Source organism: Olleya sp. KKT75 (assembly GCF_055635485.1).
In genome coordinates, this window is record NZ_CM145759.1 from 2093386 (window position 1) to 2117240 (window position 23855).

Genomic DNA, 23855 nt, shown 5'->3' on the forward strand with positions numbered 1-23855 from the left:
TTTATTATTTTGAAAACCATAACCACGATTGGCTTGTTGTTATAAATGCTGAGGTTAAAAAGGATAGTAAAAAAGGATCGAATTGTGTTGCGGTAAGTAGTATTATCGAAACACTAAAAAGGAGCATTGCGTAATACGGAAAGTATCTTTTGAATGTTTTTTTTCTAGCTAATTTTGTTTTTCCTCCTATTACAAAAATTGGGTAAATGGTAGCTGATATTGTTATTAAACTACATAAAAATATAGGTAATAATGAAATCCCTATAAAGAAGAAAGCGCTACTTAAGGTAATTTGATTTAGATTGAGTAACCAAAAGATAATAGTCGCCAATAGGGCACTTTTTGCTGTGTTATCTATAAAATTCATTACTATTTAGATTTAGACATATTAGTAAAGTTTTCTAAACTGTATGCTTGCCAATCCTTATTAACTAGGTCTTGATTATGTCGGGTCCATTTTTTATTAATGCGTGTAGTTGTGTGGTTAGATAATCTGTGCTGTAAAGCATGTTTTTGAAGTAGTTTAGAGTTGTTTCCTTTTAGACTAATTAAATAGTTTAGATCCAAAACTTTAGCGTTATTAATATTATATTTTGTTATCGAATAATCCCAGTTTACGGTAGCAGACATTATGCAAATAGCAAAAGCGATTTGAGTATTTATTCTGAATAAATACCATAGGTTTTTGATCTTAAATACTTTTATAAACGTGGTAATCAAGCCTGAAAAAGTTAAAAGTAAATAAGCAAATACACCAAGACGTTTATAGGTAAATCCAAAAGCAGAGACGTATTGGTAGTTTTTTATGGAAATCAAAACAATCAGTATAATGTTTAATCCTATCCATAAAAAAGAGAGCTGTTTAGTGGTTTTGTTTTTTTTGTAGAAATTAAGATCGCCTCTAAAAAAGAATAAAATAGTAAGTATGGCTATTATAATGGAAGCTATTAATGCATTAATCCCATTATGGACTTGAGTGGACAGGTGGTTTGCAGTATCTACTATGTTAGTTAATAAATAGGTTGCATCCGTGATAATATAAAATATAATAAGCACATTAAGAAAAGCCAGTAGAGTAGTCCCTAATTGGTTATCTTTTTTATTTTTTTCTTCGGAAGTATTCTCACTCTCAATTAATAAGTTGGAGGTGTTACTATCTAAAGTTGTAGCAGGCTCTACAGTGACAGGTTGATTAATGTTATTAAATAGGAAGTACCCCAATACAGTAAGTAGTATCCATTGCATATTGATGAAGTCGAAATTAATTTCGGTAATTAAATCTTCAAATATTGGGTTTCCATTTTTATAAAGTAACATGAAGATGATAACAAATACTAACGGAATGCCAATCAGTTTTATCCAATGTATAATGTCAATATTTTTTTTTGTCGTAGACACTTCAGTAGTTTTTGGACCATCAAATCTACGTTGGAAATAACCTGCAATCACAGAGTATAATCCGTTAATCCATTGGACATAAATTGCATTTTTGCTGGAAGAGACTGAACCTACTAAGGTGAAAAATGAAAACAGGTTAACAAATATAGACAAAGCAGAGCCATGTATAAATACTAGAACGGCAGTTACTAAATAAATAGTTGCATAGATTATAGTCCTCTGATTCTTAAACTTTGATTTGTTGTGCCACCATAATATGCCAATACTGATTATGGAAAACAGACTTAGGTTTAAACCAATTTGTTGTTGGTAAAAAAGTGTGCTAAAACATAGCGCGGCGATAATTAAGGTTAGGTGCTTCATAATAGTTATTTAAAAGTACTTTGTTTTTCAAAGTAGATTGATAAAAAAATAGTGTTATTGTTTTTTAATTAATTTTTCAAGTGCGTTAATATGCTTTTTAAATTCGGCTTGACCTAATTTAGTAACACTGTAACGTGTGTTTGGTTTACGATCTATAAATTGCTTTTCTACTGTAATATAGTCTGCTTTTTCAAGTGCTTTGGTGTGACTAGCTAAGTTTCCGTCTGTTGCTCCAAGCAATTCTTTTAGTGATTTAAAATCGGCATATTCATTAACCATCAAAACAGACATGATACCAAGTCTTATTCTGTGGTCAAATACTTTATTGATGTTAGTTATTATGCTCATGCTTTAGTTCCTACGAAAGTAGTAATCTATTTTTTGTTATTTTTTATAATTACGTATATTATTAAAGCGATGTTTAAAGCAATTATTGTGTAAATTGATATGTAAGCCAATTTTTCGGTAATAGACATATTCGTAAAGTGGAAGTATTTAATAGTATTTACACTGTGAGAATATTTATAGCCTTCTAAAATAAATAGGGCAATTAAAATAAATATAAAGTCAGTCAATAAAATTCCAATTCCTAAATAAATATGACTCTTTAATTTCATTTAACATCATATTTAAAATGCATATAAGTACCATAAATAATGTGCATAATTCCAAAACCTATAACCCAAAGCCAGAATCCGTATCCAGGGTATAAGGTGGCAATTAGACCTAAGATTATTTCGGTAAAACCTAAATACTTGATATTACCTATGCTGTACTTTGATGCGCTGACTAATGCTAATCCATAAAAAATAAGCATTAATCCACCGGTTTGTCCGTAACGTCCTTGGCTAAGTATTATTAAAATATATAAACCACCCGCCACTAACGGAATTAGAAAATTAAATAGTAACCGTTTTGAAGAACCGTCCCATATACTTTCTCCATTTTGTTTTGCTTTTTTTGTAGTTAAATAAATTCCGGTAACCACACTTAAAAAAGCAACCATAAATAGGATAAAAAAGACGTATCTAAAAACCCAACCATCTAAAGTTAATGTTCCGTAGCTATAAGTTGTGACTAAATAGTAGGTTAGAGCTGCTCCAATTAAAGCATAGATACCTGCTAATATACCTGACAAACCACTTAATGATATAAACCTTGAAGACTTATTCATTAAATTTTTAATCGTGCTAATGTCTTTTAAATAATCTTTGTCGCTCATGGTAAAAGTACTTTGAATTACAAAGTAACCGTAAATCGTTTAAATATGCAAGTTAAAAGTTTCTTAATATTCATTTTAACATTTAGGGGGAAGTGCTATTTATTTTTCATAGATTTATAATCTAACTATTTAAAAACAAAAATTATTATGGCATTGACAAGTTTACTTTTAGACATTGCAAACATCTCAGGAGGTTTATTATTAGGATTAGCGACTTTAGATAAATGGGATGGAGAAGCTAACTTTTTTAATAAAATTGCTGGTGTATTAGCGCCTTTTCAAACAGTAATTGGAGGTGCATTATTGGTGTTACCAATATTAGGAATATTTTCAGGAGGATTTAGTATCTACGGATTAGTAAGTATTGTTGGAGGTTTATTGTTACTAACGCACGTATTTGGAAAAGTACCAGCTTTGGAAGAAACATTAAGAAAAGTATCAAGCAAGCTTATGCCTTTTAAAGCTATTATTGGTATTGCTTTATTAGCAATCGGCGTATTAAGTTTATTACATATATTATAATAACAATTGAATCCTGCTGAAGATTATATCTTAAAGCAACCAGAACCTTACCGTTCTATTTTGCTGCATTTGCAGGTCATTGTTGAGCATACTATTAGTATTGCAGAATTAAAGTACAAGTGGGGCCTTCCGTTTTATTATATAAACGGAAAGCCCTTTTGTTATTTTAATGCGAGTCATAAAGGACAATTTGTAGATATTGCTTTTGTAAAAGGCAATCAAATTAATGTCTTTAAATCGCATCACGTTACTGAGAAGCGAAAAAAAATGATGTCTTTAAGATATCAGGCTTTAGAAGACGTCAATGATGCAGTTGTAATAGCTATATTACAAGAGGCTTATAGTTTGTATTAACTATAGTCTAAATCGGCCACCAAAAGAGATAACACGTTGTAAAAACCAGAAATGTTGGGACGCACTCTCGTTAGCATTACTTGTTGTTCTAATATCTGGCATGTTTATAAAACCACCTTTTAAATCTACCTGAATAAAAAAGTATTTATAAAAAGTAAGGTTAAGACCAACATTTAAGTGGGTTCCGTAACCGGCTAAATGAAACTCGTCATAGCGATCCTTTGCTAACAACGTAGTATTTGTTTTAGGGTATAAGGCTCCAGCACCAAAACCTTCAGTTACATTTAATTGAAAGATGTCTGTATTGTTTATCTTAAATAAAGACGAAATATCATCAAATCTATTAATCTCTAAATACACATAGTTTAATCCGTTAGTGTGTTCAAATTTTAAAAAATCTTCTGATAAAAAGTATTCATCACCATTAAATTCTTGATTAAAAATACTACCATCTTCATCAGCCGGTAAATCAATATATCCATTCACAGTTCTTGTTCTGTTTCTGTTCATGACATACTTCATGTGGTCCACCCCAAGTGCAATATTATACTTGTCAGAAATAAAATACCCAGCTTTAAAGTTTGTCTGTGGTATTGTCATGCTTGCAGGGTTGATGTAATCTATATGCCAACCTTTAGGTTTGTCCTTTGCAGTAGCATCTTGTATTGTAAAGTCATAGCCTTCACCTTCAAATCTAATATCAGATTTAGAAAAGGTTTCTCTGTTTCCTCCCCAACTTACATAAAACTTTCCTTTGTTATTTGCAGTGTATCTCTCTGTATTGGTGTCTTGTGCTATTGTCGAAATTGAAAATAGGGTAAGACATAACAATGCTAATGTGTTTAGCGTTTTGTTTTTCATTGTAAAATAATAATTAGTGTATGTATTTAAAAAGTAGTTACTAGTTTTCTAATAGCAGTTAAATTGCTTAATAATGCTTCTAAATTGTCTAAATGTAGCATGTTTGCGCCATCACTTTTAGCATTAGCAGGATCAAAATGTGTTTCGATAAATAAACCGTCAACGTTATTTACAATTCCGGCACGTGCAATAGTTTCGATCATATCTGGGCGTCCACCGGTAACACCTACACTTTGATTTGGTTGTTGTAAAGAGTGTGTTACGTCTAATACTGTTGGAGCGTACTGACGCATTGTTGGGATGCCTCTAAAGTCTACAATCATATCTTGGTAACCAAACATAGTTCCGCGATCTGTAATCCAAGCTTTGTCGCTTCCAGCATCTTTTACTTTTTGTACTGCATGCTTCATAGCCTCAGGACTCATAAATTGTCCTTTTTTAAGGTTGACTACTTTACCTGTTTTGGCAGCAGCAACAACAAGATCTGTTTGGCGTACTAAAAAAGCAGGAATTTGTAATACATCAACATACTGCGCAGCTTTTGCAGCATCACTTACTTCGTGAATATCCGTAACTGTTGGGACATCAAATTTTTCAGAAACTTTAGCTAAAATTTCTAAAGCCTTTTCGTCTCCAATACCCGTAAAACTATCAATTCTACTACGGTTAGCTTTTTTAAAACTTCCTTTAAAAATATAAGGAATTTCAAGTTTGTTAGTAATAGTTAAAACTTTTTCGGCAATTCTAAACGCCATATCTTCTCCTTCAATAGCACAAGGCCCACAAAGCAAAAAGAAATTGTTACTGTCTGTATGTTTTATTTTAGGAATATCTTGAAGTATCATAATTGTAATAATTTATGATGCAAAGATAAGTTAATTTTCAGTAGTTAGTAGGCTTGTATTGGGTCTTAACATTTGCTGTATTTTACTATTTGTATGGTTACGATAATACAAGGCTAATAATATAAAAAGGACAATACTTATTGCAACTAGATAAATAATAGAAGTCATTGTTTTTTCGACGTGTAAAAGTGCTAAGTAAGGCGAAATAATAATTTTACTAATAACACTTAATACTAAAGCAACGACAATGGAAACAGCTAAAATTTTATAAGCAATGGTATGGTATACTTTAGCAATTTGAGTTTTAGAATAACCTAAAAAGTGAAGTTGCGTAATGGTCTGTTTGTTTTTTAATATCAACAAGTTAATGTTTGTTATGACTAAGTAAATGGATAAGAATGTAATTAATAACCCAATACCTAAAACAATACTAAGTATTAATTTTAAGACATAACTCAGTTTTGAGTTTTGTACATCATTTGATAAATAATTGTACTTTTTTGAAGCTAGAAATTGTAATAATTTAGGATCTGATGGATTGATAACATCAAGAATAATTCTAGATATTTTAGATTCTTTTAATGGGCTTAGTGTTTTGTTGGTATAACTTAAAAAGGATTCTGGAACTAATATAGAATTTATTTTTTCGGAAGCATCCAAAATATAGGCAGGATATAGTTCTGTTTTACTTGAGCCAGTAAGTTTTAGGTCAATAGGAATTTGTCTTATAATTTTCTCATTAATCTGAGGCATTCCAGTACTTGCTGCGTATCCAAAATTATAAAGGTTAATATAGTTTTTAGGAATTATAATCGGGACTTCTCGATCTCCGGGTTGCCATTTCCAATCGTCACTTTTAATGTCAATAAATTCGTCTCCAACAGCTTCTAAAAACATTTCTGTAGATATCCCAGTGTAGTTGGGTAATGTTACACTTGCAAGCACACGATAGGTGCCATGTGTAAAACCGCCCGTTTTATTAATAAAGGGTTGTTGTTCAAGTTCTGCTATTTCGTCTGTAGTAAAAGCGTTATCTCGTCCTAAGTCTTTATAAATAATTAAGTTTTGATTGCCTAACAAATCGTTTTCTGAACTAAACACCGGTCTTGTGTCAATAAATAACTGAATCACAATTAATAATATGGCTAATCCTAAGCTAGAACTGAGTGCAAAAAATAGGAGTTGAGATTTATCAACTTGTTTTTTTAGAAGTGTATCAATCATAGCAGTAGTATTTTTGTATAATTGATATTATAAGTATCACCTAAACTTGCAATTATTAAAGTTGCTTTGTTTTGTTCTACTTCTTGAGAGACAAGGTTAACTGCATTTGTTATTTGAGCTTGATCTATATGGCTAAAGGGCTCGTCTAATAATAAGATTTTAAATGGTTGGCATAAAGCTCTAACAATAGCAACACGTTGTTGTTGACCGTAAGATAAAGTTTCTGCTTTTTTGTGTGCTAATTGATCTACATCCAATTGTGCTAACATTGCCAAAATTTCGGTTTCAGTTTTATGATTGGTTAATGTGTTTTTAAGTTGAATATTTTCCAAAGCTGTTAATTCTGGAAATAGACGAAGACCTTGAAATACATTCGAAATTTTGTTTCGTCTTAAAGACGTCCAATCATTTTCTGATAATGAAGCAATTGTATTACCATCAATATTAATACTGCCAGTAAAACGATTATTTAATCCATAAAGGAAATTAAAAAACGAACTTTTTCCACTTCCCGAAACTGCTTTAATTAAATATTTTGAATTAGGGAGTAGTTCAAAATTTTTACTCCAGACTTCGGAAGAAGCTGGAGTAAAAAATTCTGGTGTTATATTTTGGATTGTAATTTGCACGCTAATTAATTAGATTCTGTACTTTCTATCACCGTTTCTTCTTCTTCAAGTGTCGTTTCAGTTTCATTCTCAATATCAGTCATTATCTTGTTCATAGTCTTAGCAAGATCATCACCATATAAAACGGTTTGAATTAGTGAGTTTTTGTCACCCTTAGTATAAGTAAAAGATTCTCCTCCATCAATATCGATAAAGTAATGGTTTTCGCCAAAATACTTATCGTAAATCGCGATGCTTTCATCTTTAAATTTATCCATTGTATTATCAGCACCGTAAGTAGTATTGTATCCGTTATAAGGATTGTACATGTTACCTAAAGACTGCGCAAAATCACTGCTTAGTTCTGCAACATTTCCTTTTGTATAAAGGTAAATTGAATGCGATAATTTGTCTTTATGTTTAAAATCTGATAAATTATTAGCTAGTTTTTTGTTGGTGTTAATCTCGTTTGCTTTGTCTGCATCATTAGTAAAATAGATTAAATCGTCGGTAATTACCATGTAAGAGTTTTTATCAATTTCATAATAATTAGGACTTATCGTTTTAAGAGGTGCTCCTTTTTCTTGAATTTTAGCTAAAATTTTATCAAATTTTGCTTTGTCTTTAATAGCTACTGCACCGTACATATTTGGTGTATTTTTCTCTACTATTTCATATGTCTTTTCTCCAGTGTAATAATCGTAATCATATACTGTATCTTTAACTTTTGTACCTTCAGTTATTGCTAGCATTACAGATCCTTCAAATATTTCAGCAATATCTTTTGTGCTCATTCCTAATTCTTTTTCAGATTCATTATTAGCTTTTTCTAAAGACTTTTTTAATTCTTCTCTAACTTGAACAGGTAATACTTTATTGTCTTTTAAGCTAGTCATGTGCTCAAAGTAATCTGCTGGATCTATTGATATTTTTGCTAAAAGTAATGGGTTGCTAGGAAGTACATCAAGCATAGATTTGCTGTAAGAAGTGCTCATCCATTTTTTATAACCTAATAAAGATGTGAAGTCTTTATTTAACTTAAGATTTGTGTTAGTATGAATGTGGTCTTTTTCAAAACTTCCGTAGTATGATAAGTTGTTGTTTTCTAAATTAACCTTTACGCCAGCAAAAGCATTAAGTAATCCGTCTAATGCATCCCCTAACGGTGTAGAAGTTAAGTGTAGGCCCATGTCTTGTTTTGTGTCAAAAAAGCCATCAAAATAATTTGTAGCTAAGATAGATTCTGCTCTATTTAAAGTGGTAAGGTCTTTTAACTCTGCGCCTGCATATTTGTCAGCACCAATTATTAAGGCTGTTTTGTTGTTCCAACCAATAGCTAATTCTCTGATAGAGTATACTGTAAAGTCTTTGTCTTTTCCTACATTAACTTCTTTTTCTGCATCAGGCATTTTATCTAACATTGGCTGTATGAAGGCTTCAAAACTGGCGGCATCTTTAATAGGTAATGCTAAACCACCAAATCCTGATAATCTTTTAAACGACCCAAATCCAAGAATAAATTCTTTTCTAAAGGTGTTGTTTAAGTTTTCTGAGGTCATAAACTCAGAGACAAATTCTTTTATTTCTTTAGGCGCTTTGTCTTCGATTAAAGCATTAACACTTAGATTTTTTAAATCCAAGTCATTACTTTTTTCTGAAAGCGTTTTAAGATTAATATACATGACACCAACAGCGTCTTTTGGGATAAAGTAAGATTCTTCATTTTTAGTACCGCAACTGGCTAACAAAAAAGAGACGACTAATAGGGAAAGGATTTTTTTCATGGTTATGATTGGTTTTTTAACAGGTTGATTAATAAGTTAACAAATCTAATAATATATTGTTTTGTAGGAAATATTTTATAGTAAATTTCTATATTTAAACATAACTATCTGTGTGTGTTTGTTTAAAATTGTTACAAATTTTAAAGAGGAATTTATCAAATATAAATTAAAACGGGTTTTTAGATAAAAATTGAGTACATTTGCACGCTTAAAATAAGGCACCATTATGGCTAATATTAAAAATATTGCAATTATTGCACACGTCGATCACGGAAAAACTACGTTGGTTGATAAAATCATGTACCACTGTCAATTGTTTCGTGAAAACGAAAACACAGGAGACTTAATTTTGGATAACAATGATTTAGAACGTGAAAGAGGAATTACAATTACTTCTAAAAACGTTTCTGTAATTTACAAAGACACAAAAATTAATATCATTGATACACCAGGTCACGCCGATTTTGGAGGAGAAGTAGAGCGTGTATTAAACATGGCTGATGGTGTTGTATTATTAGTGGATGCTTTTGAAGGACCAATGCCTCAAACGCGTTTTGTATTACAAAAAGCGATTGACTTAGGTTTAAAACCTTGTGTTGTTGTAAACAAAGTAGATAAAGAAAACTGTACTCCGGATGAAGTACATGAAAAAGTTTTTGATCTAATGTTCGAATTAGGAGCAGAAGAGTGGCAGTTAGATTTCCCAACCGTTTATGGTTCGGCAAAAAACAACTGGATGAGTGATGACTGGAAAGTAGAAACTGAAAATGTTGAGCCATTATTAGATATGGTTATAGAGCACGTTCCTACACCTGTTTTTGATGAAGGAACAACTCAATTACTTATTACTTCTTTAGATTTTTCTTCTTTTACAGGTCGTATCGCGATTGGTAGATTACAAAGAGGAAGTTTAGTAGAAGGACAACAAATATCTCTTGTAAAAAGAGATGGTTCTGTTACAAAAAGTAAAATCAAAGAATTATTTATATTTGAAGGTTTAGGACGTAAAAGAGTAGACAGCGTACAAACAGGAGATATCTGTGCAATTGTAGGAATCGAAGGATTTGAAATTGGAGATACTGTTGCAGATATTGAAAACCCAGAGGGTTTAAAATCAATTGCAATTGATGAGCCTACAATGAGTATGTTATTTACAATTAACGATTCTCCTTTCTTTGGAAAAGATGGTAAATATGTAACGTCTCGTCACATTAAAGATCGTTTAGAAAAAGAATTAGAAAAGAATTTAGCACTTAAACTAGGTGAAACTGGTAGTGCAGATAAATTTATGGTCTTTGGACGTGGTGTATTACACTTGTCAGTTTTAATTGAAACGATGCGTCGTGAAGGTTATGAATTACAAATTGGGCAACCACAGGTAATTATCAAAGAAATTGATGGTGTTAAATGTGAGCCAGTTGAAGAATTAACAATTGACCTTCCAGAAACTGTTTCTGGTAGAGCTGTAGAGTTTGTAACTTTACGTAAAGGTGAATTATTAAGTATGGAAGCAAAAGGAGATCGTATGATTTGCGAATTCTTAATTCCTTCTCGTGGTATTATTGGTTTACGTAACTTGTTATTAACAGCTACTGCTGGAGAGGCAATTATGGCACACCGTTTTAAAGAATACCAACCATTAAAAGGTGCTATCGCTGGACGTATTTCTGGTTCTTTAATTTCTATGGAAAATGGTAAAGCTATACCTTACTCTATCGATAAATTACAAGATAGAGGTAAGTTTTTCGTTGAGCCAGGTGAAGATATTTACGAAGGTCAAGTAATTGGTGAGAACTCTCGTCAAGATGATATGGCTGTAAACATTACTAAAGCTAAAAAGCAAAGTAATGTACGTAGTTCTGGAGCAGATGATAAAGCTAAGATTGTACCAGCTATCAAGTTTAGTTTAGAAGAAGCATTAGAATATATCCAAAAAGATGAGTATGTAGAGGTTACACCAAACCATATTCGTTTACGTAAGATCTATTTAACAGAAAACGATCGTAAGAGAAACAAGATTGCTTAATACGTGAAGCACTTACAGTTACCAAATCCAACACTTAGACGTGTAGTACACTCTAAATATATAGATATAGTTGGTGTAATTTTGGTAGCCGCTATCTGTTTTTACAGAGGGTTTCATGAAACAATATATTATCAGGGAGGTATCCAATTTGGGGTACCTCTTTCTGGTTTTAGTGATTACATATCTAAAGGCGCTTTTCCAATTGGATTATTGTCTACAATAGGAGCTGTTGTATCTTTATTAGCTGCTAGAATGATTGTTAAACAACAAAATCTAGGAAATTGGATTGGCGTGTTTACTACTGTTAATTCAGGTATTATTGATTACCTATTTGGAAATCATTCTGCCATTATAACCTACCCCTTAACATTTATTATAGCCATTATTGCTACCAAAAAATGGAGTGATGGTGAGCAGGTTAAAAAAGCAGATACCAAATATTGGTTACTCATACTTTTGGCCTTTATAGTCTCTTATACATTAGTGTTTTTAGGTTTTTATTGGTTTGGAACAACTATTAAAAATCAATTTTTTAAACACACCGTTGCTATTATTTTTGGAATATCATTAGTGGGTAATATAAGTACCGCTTTTAAATACGAGCAGACTTTTTTAACGTGGTCTTTTTATAACCTAGCGCAGATTATTAAAAATGTAATACAAGGTAATGTTGCAAACATTGTTAAATATGTGTTTTACATCATAAATTCAATACTTACTTTTTTTGATTGGCGTATTAATGGCGATGTTAAAAAGACAAAAGAAGAGTTAGGTTAAAGCTTCTCTGATTTAATAATTACATTATATTCTTAATATAAATTTGTAACAATGTTTATATTTACAAAAAACACAAATGTATAGTCTCTATTTTGATCCGGGTTTAGGTGCGATGATTATTCAATCTATCGTGGCTGCAGTTGCGGCTATTCTTTTATTTTCAAAAAATATCATGTATAAAGTTAAAGTCTTTTTGGGAATGGACAAAAAGGAGAATGATGATCTTTTTGATGATATTAATGTAAAAGATTCTGATACGGATAAAACGTCTAAATAGTGACTACCATATCTAAACATAGTGCTTCATTTAGAGATCCTTCTGGATATGTGTTTGTAGACGATGGTGTTATTAAAAGAACCATTAATCCTATCTATTTTAAGCAGTATGAAGCCTTAAATACTTCTGGATTTTTTAAAGCCTTATTTGATAACAAGCTTTTGGTTGCCCATAAAGAAGTTTCAGCTACAGCTGAAAAAATTATAATCCAACCAGAACACATTCCGTTTATTACTTATCCATACGAGTGGAGTTTTAATCAATACAAAGAAGCGGCATTATTAACATTAAAACTTCAGAAGTACGCCTTAGAGCATGGGTTTTCTTTAAAAGATGCTAGTGCCTTTAATGTTGCGTTTTACAACGGAAAAGCTATTTTTATTGATACGCTTTCTTTTGATTTTTATGTCGAAGATTCACCCTGGCGAGGATACAAACAATTTATATCTCATTTTTTAGGACCTTTAGTATTATCACATTATCATGGTGCGCAATCCATAAAATTAATAAGCAATTTTATAGACGGTATTCCAATTAAAATGTTGGCGTCTATGTTGCCTTTTAGAACTAAACTTAACCCGTTTTTGTATACTAATATTCATTTATTAGCAAAGTTTGAAGACAAGCATAGTCAAGATTATAAAGGCGAATCTAAAGCATCTGTATTATCTAAAAAAGCACAGTTAAATATTGTTCAAAGCTTATATAATTATATAAAAAATCTAACACTTAAAGAGCATAGTGAGTGGGGTGATTATTATGATAAAACAAATTATAGTACTAGTGCTTTTGTTAAAAAGGCGACAATTATTAATCAATGGATTGATACATTAAAGACTAATACTATTATTGATATTGGTGGCAATGACGGTACGTTTGTTAGAAAAATAGAACGTCAATTACAGGAGGCCTTAGTTTGTGATATTGATAATAACGCGGTAGATTTTAACTTTAAAACAATTAAAGAAAACAAAGAGACTTACATGACGCCTTTTGTGTTGGATGTTTTAAATCCTTCTGCAAGTATCGGGTTTAATAATACAGAGCGTCTATCGTTTTTAAAGCGCATACAAGCTTTTGCGCCAGAAGCTACTTTAGCTCTAGCAGTCATACACCATATGTCACTTAGTGGAAATGTGTCGTTTAAAATGTCTGCACATTTTTTTGCATCGTTTTCTAAATATTTAATTATCGAATTCCCTAAACGAGAAGATTCTTGGGTGCAAAGATTATTAGATAGTAAGACTGATTTTAAGAATTACTTCGATTTTTATAACATTAGTAATTTTGAAAAAGAATACAGCTCTTATTTTGATATCATAGAAAAGCTAGCTATCCAAGACACGCATCGTGTGTTGTATTTAATGAAGGTTAAATGAAAAAACATCTTGCCAATTTTATAAATAATAAAAGTAATCTTCCACTCTTAGTCGGTATAGCTTCGGGTTTGTATCCCATGTTATATTATTTTAATGCTAATTACACACAAGCAAATTCGGTAAGTCAATTACTGTTTTTTAGTTTTTTCTTTATTGTTGTTCCAGTTTTAATCTTTAGTATTCTTAATTACTTTTCAAAAAAAATTAAACTTTTAGAAGCTAATAAATTCAAGCTTTTTGTTTTATTAGATATTGGCTTTTTTGGCAGTTTTATTTTGATAAGTACCTTTAGGTTTCAGTTAATTTATATCATTCCGCTAATTATTGTAGCACTGTGTTGCGCATTATTTTTCAGTAAACATTTAAAAAAAATAGTGGTCTTTCAGTTTCTATTGGTGGTTATGGCTTTAGTATCACTTATTCCTACTGTTTTTAAACACGTCACGTATTCTAAACAATGGTTAGAGCAGCCTGATGCTATTACCAAGGTTATATTTAAGACAACCCCTAATGTTTATTTTATTCAAGTAGATGGTTATGCTAATGTGGATAAGTTAAGCAAAGGACCTTATGGCTATGACAATTCTAGTTTTAACAGCTATTTAAATGAAGCCGGTTTTAAAAATTATTCAAACTATCGAAGTAATTATTATTCGACTTTAAGTTCTAATAGTTCGCTTTTAGCAATGAAGCACCATTACTATTCTAGTCCGGATCACTCTTTTGCAGAGTTGTCTCATGCTAGAGAAAATATTGTCTCTAAAAACTCTGTTTTAGAGATTTTTAAAAACAATACGTATAAAACACATCTTTTGATGGACAAGTATTATTTTTTGCTAAATAGACCAACTTTAGGATTTGATTATAGTAACATAAAATATAAAGACGTACCGTTTAGGTATAAAGGACTGGGACCCGTTAGAGATGTTATTTCTGATTTAAAAACGGTATTGCCAAAAGATACTTTGACTTCTAATTTTTACTTTATTCAAAAGCTATTGCCTTCTCATGTTACTAACAGTTCAAGTGAGTCTGTAAATAAAATAACGGAAAAAGAAAACTACTTACATAAGTTACAACAAGCTAATCTATGGTTACAAGAGATTATTACGTTGATAGATAGTCAGGATAAAAATGCGCTAATTATTATAACTGCAGATCATGGTGGGTTTGTTGGTTTTAATACCACGTTAGAAGCGCGAATTAAACAAACAGATCCGGATCTAATATATTCTATTTATACTGCTATGTTGGCAATTAAATGGAATGGTATGCCTCCAGACTTTGATACTAAATTTAAAACTCCAGTTAATTTTTTTAGAATCCTTTTTTCTTATTTAAGTAAAAACAGGAGTTATTTGGATCATCTTGAAGTTGATAGTAGTTATATTATGATCAATCAAGGCGCGCCGTTTGGAGTCTATAAATATATTAATAGTCAAGGAGAAACTGTTTTTGAGCCAATATCTAAATAAATGTACTACAATTGCTTTTTTAATTAGTAATTTAGGCTGGCCTAAAATTGTAATATTATTTTTTCAATACAAACATACAACCCCGAATACTTTAACGTTTGGAACGATTTTGTTGTCGCCTCCAAGAACGCAACGTTTTTATTTAATCGAAACTTTATGGAGTACCATAACGACAGATTTAATGATTTCTCATTGCTTGTTTTTAAAGATGAAAAATTAGTTGCTATACTACCAGCAAACAGGGTTGAAGATTGTGTTTATTCTCATCAAGGGTTAACGTATGGCGGCTTAGTGTTTAAAGAAAATTTAAAATTGAATAGCGTTTTATTAATTTATAAAGCACTTTTAAAATTTTTAAATGAAGCTAAAATAACAGAATTACAATTAAAAATATTGCCTTCTATTTATAATACATTGCCAAACGATGAGCAGTCTTATATCATGTTTTTGCTAAATGCAAAACTTAATAGACGGGATGCATTATCTGTAATTGATTACAGACAGGGCTTGAAATTTTCTAAAGATAGATTAGAAGGCGTTAAACGAGGCAAAAAACAGGGTTTAGTTATTAAAGAAGAAGGTAGTTTTGAATCTTTTTGGTCTACAGTGCTTGAGCCTAATTTAAATGAAAAACATAATGTGAAACCGGTGCATAGTTTAGCCGAAATAACAGCATTAAAAACTAATTTTGGAAAACAAATACGTCAATTTAATGTCTATCAAAATAATCAGATAGTAGCAGGGACTACAATTTTTGAGAGCAAATATGTTGCGCATTCGCAATATATATCTGGTAATAATCAAAAGAATGAATTAGGAAGTTTAGATTTTTTGCATCATTATTTAATTACGTCTGTATTTAATAATAAACGATTTTTTGATTTTGGAGTGTCTAATGTAAATAACGGAAGACAAGTTAATCAAGGTTTGCAATATTGGAAGGAAGGTTTTGGAGCAAGAACGGTAACACAAGATTTTTATACGGTGGATACTAACAGTTATAAAATTTTAGATACGGTATTGATATGATAAAGTTTTTAGATCTAACAAAAATTAATGCACGTTTTGAGTCAGAATTCAAATCGGAGTTCAATGCATTTTTAAATTCAGGAGTATATGTTTTAGGACAAGGTGTAACAACATTTGAAGCTAACTATGCGGATTATTGTGGAACTAAATATTGTATTGGTGTCAGTAATGGGTTTGATGCTTTAGCTTTAATCTTTAAAGGCTATTTAGAATTAGGCGTATTGCAAAAGGGAGATGAAGTTATTGTGCCTGCTAATACATTTATTGCATCTATATTGGCTATTATGGAAGTGGGCTTAAAACCTGTTTTGATTGAACCTAATACGGATAGCTTTAATATAGAAGCATCGGAAATTGAAAAACATATTTCCGAAACAACAAAAGCGATATTGATTGTTCATTTATATGGGCAATTGTGTGATGTTTCTGAAATTAATGCGTTAGCCAAGCGTAACCAGTTATTAGTTGTTGAAGATGCTGCACAATCCACAGGAGCTATCGATAGTCTAACATCAAAACGATCGGGAAACTTATGCGATGCAGCAGCTTTTAGCTTTTACCCAAGTAAAAACTTAGGGGCTTTAGGAGATGCAGGAGCGGTCACTACTAATAATAAAGCATTAGCTGATGTTATTTTTAAATTAAGAAATTACGGCACATCATCTAAATATATAAATGATGTATTGGGAGTAAATAATAGATTAGACGAAATTCAAGCGTTGTTTTTAAATGTTAAGCTTAAATTTTTGGATGCGGATAATGTACAGCGTGTAGCTATTGCAAAACGTTATTTGTTAGAAGTAAAAAACTCAAGAATTAAATTACCTAAGTTTAATGGTATGCAGAATCATGTGTTTCATCTGTTTGTTGTTTTGGTAGAAAATCGCGATGATTTTATTAATTATTTAGAGTCACATAAGATTCAATCAGGGATTCATTATCCAATTCCGCCGCACAAACAAAAAGCACTTCAACGATTTAACGAGTTAAAATTTCCGATAACAGAAAAAATTCACGAAACTTGTGTGAGTATTCCTATTAGTCCAGTTATGACTAAACTTCAGGTCGATACTGTAATAGCAATACTTAACGGATATTAATTGAAAAAATTTTTAGAATACATAAATACTAATGTTTTAGTTAAAGTGGCTTCACTTAACTCAATCTCTGTTATTGTAAAAATAATAGCAGGATTCTTAACATCAAAAGCACTAGCTTTATTTGTTGGGTCAGAAGGGATGGCATTAGTTGGTAATTTAAGAAACTTTACAGGGTCTATACAATCCATATCTATACTTGGGTTATATAAAGGGGTTGTAAAGTATATCGCCCAATTTAAAAAAGATACCGTTCAACTTAGTAAAGTATTATCTACAGTATTCTATTTAGGCTTTATCTCCAGTTTATTAATGTCTTTTCTGGTTTACCTGAAAGCGGATTATATTAGTGATTTAATATTTAAAGACTATAATAATTATGCCTATATCATTAGGATATTTGCTGTAGCAATACCTTTTTATTGCCTAAACATGTTTGCCTTTTCTATTTTAAATGGGTTTGGTAAATACAAGTACCTGATAATATTCAATATTTTTGGACAAATCTTAGGGGCTACAGTTACTATTTTGTTGATTTGGCAACAAAAAGTAGATGGGGCTTTGATAGCTGTGGTAGTGGCAGAATCCCTTATATTTTTAATCACATTGGTTGGAATTATTAATCGTCGAAATTTTGCACCATTGATAAAGTCAAGTAACTTTAGTTTAAGTTTTGCTAGAAAGTTAAGTTCGTATTCCGGTATGGCTTTGTTTTCTGCAATAATATTACCATTAATAGCGATACTAATTAGAAGCTATATTATAGATAATATTGGATTAAAAGAAGCCGGTTTTTGGGAAGCCATGAATAGAATATCAAAGTATTACTTGTTATTTGTAACCACGCTTTTGACCATGTATATCTTACCTAGATTTTCAGAGATTGATAATATCAAGGATTTTAGAAAAGAAGTTTTTGGTTTTTATAAGTCTATTATTCCAATATTTGCTGTTGGATTAGTGGTCATCTATTTTTTGAGACATTTTATTGTTCAGGTTGTGTTGACGGACGAGTTTACACCTGTTGAAGATTTGTTTTTATGGCAATTAATGGGCGACTTTATAAAAGTGCTGTCAGTAGTCATTGCTTATCAGTTTTTGGCTAAACGCATGTTTTGGCACTACATTATTACCGAGGCTTTTTCGGTAATAACCTTATACTTTACAAGTACATTATTGATTGACGAATTTGGGGTAGTCGGGGCAAATATGGCCTATTTTATAACTAATGTTATGTATTACGCCATAATACTACTAATTTTTTATTCGTCTTTATTTGGTGTACTACCGGATAATTTAGAAGGAGAGTAATCTATAATGTATTCCAGGTTTTAACGTATTGTGCTGCTATATTTTTATAGTTATGATGTGTTGTTATAAAAGCATTAGCATTTACAGATATTGTCTTAATAATATTTGGGTTAGTAATTAACCATTCTATTTTTTTGACTAAATAGTCTACATCGGGCAATGCATTAATAGCTATTGTATCTTCTTTTACATTATAATATGTTAACCATTGTTGCTCAGCGCCAGTAAATACCACCTTACCTTTAGCCATTGCTTCTAAAGCATTATAACCTTGATCATAACCATAGACTTGATCTAAAATTATATGTGCTTGGTTATAGCTATTTATGTATGTGTTGTATGGTAGATTTTTAGTGATTGTTATTTCGACTAGATCAGGATATTTTGACGCTATAATTTTTAAAGCTTTCTCAAAAAATAAGACGCCTTTTTTTATTGAATTTTCAGTATTTATACCCAAAAATATTTTAATTTTTTGATCTAAATCTAAAGGTGTGTAATTTATAAGATCTGTATTTATTGGATTAGCTATCACACCCAAATATTTAGGAGTGTTAATTAGAGGTAAATGGTAATCCAAATCTGAAGCAATAATCCCGTCGTAATTACGTGCTAAAAAGGTGTGTAGTTTTTTGTGTCGTTCTGTGACATATTCTAAAGTAAAAGCATAGTCTTTTGCTAAAGTGTTGTCATTTAGATAAGGTGTTAGAAGGCTATAGTTTTCTTTGTTTTTTAAGGCATAAGAAATGTTGTAATAATCTTCTCCACAGGACAGTAAAACCACCTTTTTTGTTTTCTTAAAAAGTTTTTTTAGTAGTGCTATCTCTAAGCGTGCAGTTGTTTTAAGTGAGGCTTCGTTAATAAGTTGTACCACATCAAACTGCTTTAATTTGTTAAACACTAAATAGTATTTAATGGCAAGCTCTATTTTTATAATATTAATTCTAAACACTTTTAATATAGCTTTGGATAAAAATAGCAGGGCTTTTTTTTCTCTAAAAACAGAATACACTTTATAGTCAACCGGAAAGGATTTAAATCCATCTCCAGAGCCAATTATAACAACCTCATGATTTAAAGCTTCTAAACCTTCTTTTAAAGAATTGTGTAATCTACTATATTCACCCAATAATAAGATTTTCATTTACTATATTTGATTATCCAAAACTAACCATTTGCAAACTAATAATAAAATTAATGTAGGGATTGTTGCGTCGTCATTGGCAGGCGGAGGCGCAGAACGTACAAGTGCAAAATTATCTCAGATTTTAGAGGGTTTTGGTTTTCGAGTACATGTCATTACCGTATTGTCTGGAGAAGATTTTGAATTTTCGGGACAGCGTTTTGATTTAGGCATTTTAAAAGCAAAAGGGACGCCTATATTTGGAAGACTGCAACGGTTGATTGCTTTTAAAAAATATCTTAAAAAGCATGATATTTCAATAGTTGTTGATTCTAGATCTCGACCTACTTTTATTAAAGAGTGGCTTATTAATAAGCTAGTCTACACAAAGCTAAATGTGGTATACTGGGTACATAATTATAATACGGAGACTTATATTCCAAAAGCAAGATTTTTAGCGCGATTGATTTATAAATCAGACACTAACTTTATTACTGTTAGTCAGGCTATAAATGAAAAAATAAAGCAAAACTACGGTTTTGCAAATGTCACAACCATTTATAACGCATTTGATAAAGACTTCTTAAATTATGCGACAGATGTAAATTTGAATTTACCAGAACAATATATTTTATATTTTGGACGGTTAGTTAATAAAAGTAAAAACATAACTTTATTATTAAATGCTTACAGTCAGTCTAAATTACCAATGCAGAATGTCAAGTTGGTAATTTTGGGTGATGGTGAGGACAAAGTTGAATTACAACAATTAGCGTCTGCATTAAAGTTAGAAGAGGATGTTTTATTCTATAACTTTACTAAAGCCCCAGCTAAGTTTATAAAAGACGCAAAATACACGGTATTAACAAGTAGATATGAAGGTTTTCCGATGGTTTTGTTGGAATCCTTATCTATGGGAACTCCTGTCGTGTCAGTAGATTGTCAATCGGGACCAAGTGAAATTATTGTTGATAAGCAGAATGGGCTTTTAGTTGAAAATTTTAATACAGAAACTTTAGCGGTTGCATTAAATACTTTTATATTTGATACAGATCTATACAGCGCGTGTAAAGCTTTGGCTAAATCTAGCGTAAGCCATTTGTCTGAAGAAGTTATTGGAGCACAATGGAGCAACTATTTAAAACGTATAAATGAAACAAACTAATCTTGACGACGTCCAAATAATTAATATCCCTAAAATTTCTGACGAAGAAGGGAGAGGTAATCTTTCGGTTATTGAAAAAGACTGTTTGGATTTTGATATTAAACGTGTCTATTATTTATACGATGTTCCAAGTGATGCTTATCGCGGTGGACATGCACATAAGGCATTATATCAATTTTTGATTCCCTTAAGTGGTAGTTTTGATGTTATATTAAAAGATGGTAAGTCTACTAAAACCGTAACACTTAATAAACCCGATAAAGGTTTGTTGATTGTGCCAGGTATTTGGAGAGAGCTTGAAAATTTTTCAGCAGGGTCCGTATGTTTGGTGTTGGCTTCCGATGTCTATAAAGAGATAGATTACATCAGGGATTATAATCAATTTGTATTATCTAAAAGCTGATAAATAAATATTCTTTTTTATCAAAAACTCTTGAAATTGTTTCAGTTTTATTAAAAGTGTTTTTGGGCAATTTAATATCAAACGCTGCTTAAAATTAAGATTGTTGACGTTAATTTCATTAATTAAAAACGTCGCTTTTTTATCTTCATTATTAAACTTGTATCTAATGGCTAAAGCATAACGCTTAATGTCCATGTAGCGTTTTAAAGACGGGTTAGTTTGTTCTTCAGTAGTATACTGACTAATCAATAATAACCTATTATCATTCAGTTTACTATTAGATAAACTATTAGGGTCAAAAAAGTTGTAAAGCATGGTAACCACGGGGTTAAATGCTATGGCACCATGTAAGCCAAATCTAATCCACAAATCAATATCTTGTCCTGTACGTAATTGCGTATTGTAAGCTCCTATTTTAAAGAACGTATCTTTTTTAAATGCAACAGAAGAAGAGTGCGGAATGTAGTTTATAATATTAGCTTCAAAAAAATTGTCTACTAAAAGACAGTCGGAGTGGTATTCAAAATTAAATTTAGCTTTTGTTACAAAACCATCACGTCTTTTAATTTCGTAATTATTACAGAATAAGACAGCGTTTTTAAAAGTATCAATGCACTTTTTTAATGCTTCTAAATGATTTGGTTTCCAAATATCATCTGCGTCTAATGTCGCGATATACATTCCGGTTGAAGCTGTTATTGCAGTATTACGTGCAACGGAAACGCCCTGATTTGTTTGATGTATAAGTTTTATCCTTTTGTCTGTATAAGTATCTATAACGGAAACACTTTGGTCTGTAGAGCCATCATTAACTATAATAACTTCAAAATCTTTAAACGACTGATTTAAAACCGTGTTTAATGTTTTTGAAATATAACTTTCTTTATTATAAAGCGGTATGACAACAGAGAAGAAAGGACTCATTTTTTGAGGTTAATATGACAAAAGTAGCTAATTCTAAAGATATCAAATAATGCTAAAGAGGTCAGTTTGTTGGTTAATAAATACTTAGTTATCGGATTAGTAAAATAGTAAGAATAGGCTAAAAGATAATTTAGTTTAAATCGTTTTAATTTAGAGAAATACTCTAAAAAAGGAATAAAATTTTGTGGTATAAGTTCCGATTTATAAATATAATCTAAGTTTTGTAATCCTTTTTCTGTTTTGTTTAAAAAGACGTTATTAAAATCAACATCACCATGTAAAATAGGATTGTCAATATGTAAAATGGCTGTTTTTAAAACACTTGCTTTGTATGCAAATAATGTGTCTTCATGACCATATTGGTTTAATGTTTTTTCAAACGTAATAGCGTTAAATGTTGCTTTAGTCATTAACGTATTATTACAAAACATGCGTTTATGCGGTTTTTCAGATCTTTGCTTGGCGCTTAAATCTTCTCTTTTTTTTCCGTAAACTAAGCGTAATTCTCTTTTTTTAGAGACTTGTTTTGGATGGATACGTCCACCATAAATGATACCAGTTTCAGGTGTAATATTACTAAGATAATTGGCAATGTATTGGTCCGATATAACTAGAGAGTCACCATCAATAAATAAAATATAGTTATAGATGGACGCTTCAGCTAAAAGATTACGGTTATTACTTAATCCAACATTTTTAGGATTGGTTTTAAATGTTACAAATGCTAATGTGTTTAATACTTGATTGGTTGTATTTATAACATGGTTTGATCCGTCATCTAATATTAAAATTTCAAAATTAATTTGTGATTTTAGTAATTGTGCATGCAGACTGTTAACTAATGTGGTAACGTTGTAATTATAGGTCGGTATTAAAACAGAAAGCATACAAATAGGGATTAATTAGCCTTACGTTGTACAACTTCAAACACTTTATTGTCATCACATTTTAATGTTTTGCTTGGGTATTTTAAAAGTAAAGCATAATCATGGGTAGCCATTAAAATGGTATTTCCATTTTTATTTATTTCTTGCAGGACTTCCATAACCTCAATACTAGTTTGTGGGTCTAGGTTTCCTGTAGGCTCATCTGCTAATATTAATTCTGGATCATTTAGCAAAGCACGTGCAATAGCAATACGCTGTTGTTCTCCTCCTGATAATTCATGCGGAAATTTAAAACCTTTAGTTTTCATGTCTACCTTATCTAAAACAGAAGCGACACGCTCCGTCATTTTAGCTTTGTCTTTCCAGCCTGTAGCTTTTAAAACAAATAATAAATTGTCGTTAATAGTACGGTCTGTAAGTAATTTAAAATCTTGAAATACAATACCTAGCTTTCGACGTAAAAACGGAATCTCTTTTTCTTTTAGTTTTAGTAAGTCGTAATCAACAATATGACCTTCTCCTTTAGTTAGTTTTAAATCGCCATAAAGCGTTTTCATAAAACTACTTTTTCCAGAACCAGTTTTACCAATTAGATAAACAAAATCACCTTTTTTAACCTCTAAGTTAATGTCAGAAAGTACTAAGCTTTCACCTTGAAAAATTGAAGCATTTTTTAATTCTAAAACAGTGTCAGACATAAAATAATTTTAATATTCTTAAGTTATTATAACGCTTTTGTATTGCAGAAAATTGTAGATGACAAAGTAAACAATTAATAGTAAAAAAAGGAGGTCAAAAGTA

The 23855-nt window shown here is 31.0% G+C and carries 25 protein-coding genes; 12 read left to right on the top strand and 13 right to left on the bottom strand.

The window, feature by feature from the left end:
* Nucleotides 1-4: 4 nt before the first annotated feature.
* From ACZ2G2_RS09210 to ACZ2G2_RS09225, 4 genes are all read right to left on the bottom strand, one after another.
* Nucleotides 5-367: a hypothetical protein gene (locus ACZ2G2_RS09210; RefSeq protein WP_470391909.1), complete on the bottom strand. Its 363-nt coding sequence runs from the start codon at nt 365-367 to the stop codon at nt 5-7.
* Between the two features lie 2 nt (nt 368-369).
* Entirely contained in the window at nt 370-1761 is a 1392-nt protein-coding gene (locus tag ACZ2G2_RS09215; RefSeq protein WP_470391910.1) for a DUF4153 domain-containing protein, read from the bottom strand.
* 54 nt (nt 1762-1815) lie between these two features.
* On the bottom strand, nt 1816-2109 hold the full coding sequence (locus ACZ2G2_RS09220; RefSeq protein WP_470391911.1) for a winged helix-turn-helix domain-containing protein: 294 nt from the start codon (nt 2107-2109) through the stop codon (nt 1816-1818).
* A 265-nt stretch (nt 2110-2374) separates the two neighbouring features.
* Nucleotides 2375-2983: a hypothetical protein gene (locus ACZ2G2_RS09225; protein WP_470391912.1), complete on the bottom strand. Its 609-nt coding sequence runs from the start codon at nt 2981-2983 to the stop codon at nt 2375-2377.
* 147 nt (nt 2984-3130) lie between these two features.
* On the opposite strand from ACZ2G2_RS09225, the gene ACZ2G2_RS09230 reads away from it, so the two are divergent.
* Nucleotides 3131-3505: a hypothetical protein gene (locus ACZ2G2_RS09230; protein ID WP_090841394.1), complete on the top strand. Its 375-nt coding sequence runs from the start codon at nt 3131-3133 to the stop codon at nt 3503-3505.
* Between the two features lie 6 nt (nt 3506-3511).
* Nucleotides 3512-3859, top strand: coding sequence for a DUF1801 domain-containing protein (locus ACZ2G2_RS09235; protein ID WP_470391913.1), 348 nt, complete (start codon nt 3512-3514; stop codon nt 3857-3859).
* Here ACZ2G2_RS09235 and ACZ2G2_RS09240 read toward each other — a convergent pair whose 3' ends face one another.
* From ACZ2G2_RS09240 to ACZ2G2_RS09260, 5 genes are read right to left on the bottom strand one after another with little or no spacing between them, the layout of a single operon-like run.
* Nucleotides 3860-4720, bottom strand: coding sequence for a hypothetical protein (locus ACZ2G2_RS09240; RefSeq protein ID WP_470391914.1), 861 nt, complete (start codon nt 4718-4720; stop codon nt 3860-3862).
* 26 nt (nt 4721-4746) lie between these two features.
* On the bottom strand, nt 4747-5565 hold the full coding sequence (gene kdsA / locus ACZ2G2_RS09245; protein WP_470391915.1) for a 3-deoxy-8-phosphooctulonate synthase: 819 nt from the start codon (nt 5563-5565) through the stop codon (nt 4747-4749).
* A gap of 30 nt (nt 5566-5595) precedes the next feature.
* Entirely contained in the window at nt 5596-6789 is a 1194-nt protein-coding gene (locus tag ACZ2G2_RS09250) for a hypothetical protein (RefSeq protein ID WP_470391916.1), read from the bottom strand.
* Nucleotides 6786-7418, bottom strand: coding sequence for an ATP-binding cassette domain-containing protein (locus ACZ2G2_RS09255; RefSeq protein WP_470391917.1), 633 nt, complete (start codon nt 7416-7418; stop codon nt 6786-6788). The genes ACZ2G2_RS09250 and ACZ2G2_RS09255 overlap by 4 nt, the downstream gene beginning before the upstream one ends.
* Before the next feature lie 5 nt (nt 7419-7423).
* Nucleotides 7424-9181 (bottom strand): hypothetical protein, encoded by a 1758-nt coding sequence (locus ACZ2G2_RS09260; RefSeq protein ID WP_470391918.1) that lies wholly within the window; start codon nt 9179-9181, stop codon nt 7424-7426.
* Between the two features lie 226 nt (nt 9182-9407).
* On the opposite strand from ACZ2G2_RS09260, the gene typA reads away from it, so the two are divergent.
* The 8 genes from typA to ACZ2G2_RS09300 all read left to right on the top strand — a co-directional run bounded on the left by typA (nt 9408) and on the right by ACZ2G2_RS09300 (nt 18552).
* Complete coding sequence (gene typA / locus ACZ2G2_RS09265) at nt 9408-11207, top strand: translational GTPase TypA (protein WP_470391919.1); 1800 nt, start codon at nt 9408-9410, stop codon at nt 11205-11207.
* Between the two features lie 3 nt (nt 11208-11210).
* Nucleotides 11211-11984, top strand: a complete 774-nt coding sequence (locus ACZ2G2_RS09270; protein WP_101203357.1) for a nicotinamide mononucleotide transporter family protein — start codon at nt 11211-11213, stop codon at nt 11982-11984.
* Between the two features lie 76 nt (nt 11985-12060).
* On the top strand, nt 12061-12261 hold the full coding sequence (locus tag ACZ2G2_RS09275; protein ID WP_090841374.1) for a hypothetical protein: 201 nt from the start codon (nt 12061-12063) through the stop codon (nt 12259-12261).
* Nucleotides 12261-13640, top strand: coding sequence for a class I SAM-dependent methyltransferase (locus ACZ2G2_RS09280; RefSeq protein ID WP_470391920.1), 1380 nt, complete (start codon nt 12261-12263; stop codon nt 13638-13640). The genes ACZ2G2_RS09275 and ACZ2G2_RS09280 overlap by 1 nt, the downstream gene beginning before the upstream one ends.
* Nucleotides 13637-15115 carry a hypothetical protein gene (locus ACZ2G2_RS09285; protein WP_470391921.1) on the top strand — a complete coding sequence of 493 codons (1479 nt, stop codon included), beginning with the start codon at nt 13637-13639 and terminating at the stop codon, nt 15113-15115. The genes ACZ2G2_RS09280 and ACZ2G2_RS09285 overlap by 4 nt, the downstream gene beginning before the upstream one ends.
* A 156-nt stretch (nt 15116-15271) precedes the next feature.
* On the top strand, nt 15272-16144 hold the full coding sequence (locus ACZ2G2_RS09290; RefSeq protein WP_470391922.1) for a GNAT family N-acetyltransferase: 873 nt from the start codon (nt 15272-15274) through the stop codon (nt 16142-16144).
* Nucleotides 16141-17244: a DegT/DnrJ/EryC1/StrS family aminotransferase gene (locus ACZ2G2_RS09295; RefSeq protein WP_470391923.1), complete on the top strand. Its 1104-nt coding sequence runs from the start codon at nt 16141-16143 to the stop codon at nt 17242-17244. The genes ACZ2G2_RS09290 and ACZ2G2_RS09295 overlap by 4 nt, the downstream gene beginning before the upstream one ends.
* Nucleotides 17245-18552 carry an O-antigen translocase gene (locus ACZ2G2_RS09300; RefSeq protein WP_470391924.1) on the top strand — a complete coding sequence of 436 codons (1308 nt, stop codon included), beginning with the start codon at nt 17245-17247 and terminating at the stop codon, nt 18550-18552. It abuts the gene before it with no gap.
* A 1-nt stretch (nt 18553) separates the two neighbouring features.
* On the opposite strand, the gene ACZ2G2_RS09305 is transcribed toward ACZ2G2_RS09300, so the two are convergent.
* Nucleotides 18554-19696 (bottom strand): glycosyltransferase, encoded by a 1143-nt coding sequence (locus ACZ2G2_RS09305; RefSeq protein WP_101203363.1) that lies wholly within the window; start codon nt 19694-19696, stop codon nt 18554-18556.
* A 31-nt stretch (nt 19697-19727) separates the two neighbouring features.
* Between ACZ2G2_RS09305 and ACZ2G2_RS09310 the strand changes: the two genes are divergently transcribed.
* The gene (locus ACZ2G2_RS09310; RefSeq protein WP_470391925.1) at nt 19728-20840 is read left to right on the top strand and encodes a glycosyltransferase; all 1113 of its coding nucleotides are present in this window, start codon (nt 19728-19730) and stop codon (nt 20838-20840) included.
* The gene (locus ACZ2G2_RS09315) at nt 20827-21243 is read left to right on the top strand and encodes a sugar 3,4-ketoisomerase (protein WP_272023473.1); all 417 of its coding nucleotides are present in this window, start codon (nt 20827-20829) and stop codon (nt 21241-21243) included. Before ACZ2G2_RS09310 ends, ACZ2G2_RS09315 begins: the two co-directional genes overlap by 14 nt.
* Here the strand turns inward: ACZ2G2_RS09315 and ACZ2G2_RS09320 are convergent.
* The 3 genes from ACZ2G2_RS09320 to ACZ2G2_RS09330 are packed head-to-tail and all read right to left on the bottom strand — an operon-like array spanning nt 21229 to nt 23752.
* A complete protein-coding gene (locus tag ACZ2G2_RS09320; protein WP_282068720.1) occupies nt 21229-22167 on the bottom strand; it encodes a glycosyltransferase family 2 protein in 939 nt (312 codons plus the stop codon). The two genes, ACZ2G2_RS09315 and ACZ2G2_RS09320, sit on opposite strands and share 15 nt — an antisense overlap.
* Nucleotides 22164-23054, bottom strand: coding sequence for a glycosyltransferase family 2 protein (locus ACZ2G2_RS09325; protein WP_470391926.1), 891 nt, complete (start codon nt 23052-23054; stop codon nt 22164-22166). Before ACZ2G2_RS09325 ends, ACZ2G2_RS09320 begins: the two co-directional genes overlap by 4 nt.
* 11 nt (nt 23055-23065) lie before the next feature.
* A complete protein-coding gene (locus ACZ2G2_RS09330) occupies nt 23066-23752 on the bottom strand; it encodes a cell division ATP-binding protein FtsE (protein WP_090841353.1) in 687 nt (228 codons plus the stop codon).
* Between the last annotated feature and the right edge of the window lie 103 nt (nt 23753-23855).

Coding starts and splice junctions, on each gene's coding strand:
- ACZ2G2_RS09295 (WP_470391923.1), top strand. CDS start 16,141: ATGATAAAGTTTTTAGATCTAACAAAAATTAATGCACGTTTTGAGTCA.
- ACZ2G2_RS09275 (WP_090841374.1), top strand. CDS start 12,061: ATGTATAGTCTCTATTTTGATCCGGGTTTAGGTGCGATGATTATTCAA.
- ACZ2G2_RS09260 (WP_470391918.1), bottom strand. CDS start 9,181: ATGAAAAAAATCCTTTCCCTATTAGTCGTCTCTTTTTTGTTAGCCAGT.
- ACZ2G2_RS09305 (WP_101203363.1), bottom strand. CDS start 19,696: ATGAAAATCTTATTATTGGGTGAATATAGTAGATTACACAATTCTTTA.
- ACZ2G2_RS09210 (WP_470391909.1), bottom strand. CDS start 367: ATGAATTTTATAGATAACACAGCAAAAAGTGCCCTATTGGCGACTATT.
- ACZ2G2_RS09330 (WP_090841353.1), bottom strand. CDS start 23,752: ATGTCTGACACTGTTTTAGAATTAAAAAATGCTTCAATTTTTCAAGGT.
- ACZ2G2_RS09325 (WP_470391926.1), bottom strand. CDS start 23,054: ATGCTTTCTGTTTTAATACCGACCTATAATTACAACGTTACCACATTA.
- ACZ2G2_RS09285 (WP_470391921.1), top strand. CDS start 13,637: ATGAAAAAACATCTTGCCAATTTTATAAATAATAAAAGTAATCTTCCA.
- ACZ2G2_RS09315 (WP_272023473.1), top strand. CDS start 20,827: ATGAAACAAACTAATCTTGACGACGTCCAAATAATTAATATCCCTAAA.
- ACZ2G2_RS09220 (WP_470391911.1), bottom strand. CDS start 2,109: ATGAGCATAATAACTAACATCAATAAAGTATTTGACCACAGAATAAGA.
- ACZ2G2_RS09290 (WP_470391922.1), top strand. CDS start 15,272: ATGGAGTACCATAACGACAGATTTAATGATTTCTCATTGCTTGTTTTT.
- ACZ2G2_RS09225 (WP_470391912.1), bottom strand. CDS start 2,983: ATGAGCGACAAAGATTATTTAAAAGACATTAGCACGATTAAAAATTTA.
- ACZ2G2_RS09230 (WP_090841394.1), top strand. CDS start 3,131: ATGGCATTGACAAGTTTACTTTTAGACATTGCAAACATCTCAGGAGGT.
- ACZ2G2_RS09240 (WP_470391914.1), bottom strand. CDS start 4,720: ATGAAAAACAAAACGCTAAACACATTAGCATTGTTATGTCTTACCCTA.
- ACZ2G2_RS09320 (WP_282068720.1), bottom strand. CDS start 22,167: ATGAGTCCTTTCTTCTCTGTTGTCATACCGCTTTATAATAAAGAAAGT.
- kdsA (WP_470391915.1), bottom strand. CDS start 5,565: ATGATACTTCAAGATATTCCTAAAATAAAACATACAGACAGTAACAAT.
- typA (WP_470391919.1), top strand. CDS start 9,408: ATGGCTAATATTAAAAATATTGCAATTATTGCACACGTCGATCACGGA.
- ACZ2G2_RS09215 (WP_470391910.1), bottom strand. CDS start 1,761: ATGAAGCACCTAACCTTAATTATCGCCGCGCTATGTTTTAGCACACTT.
- ACZ2G2_RS09250 (WP_470391916.1), bottom strand. CDS start 6,789: ATGATTGATACACTTCTAAAAAAACAAGTTGATAAATCTCAACTCCTA.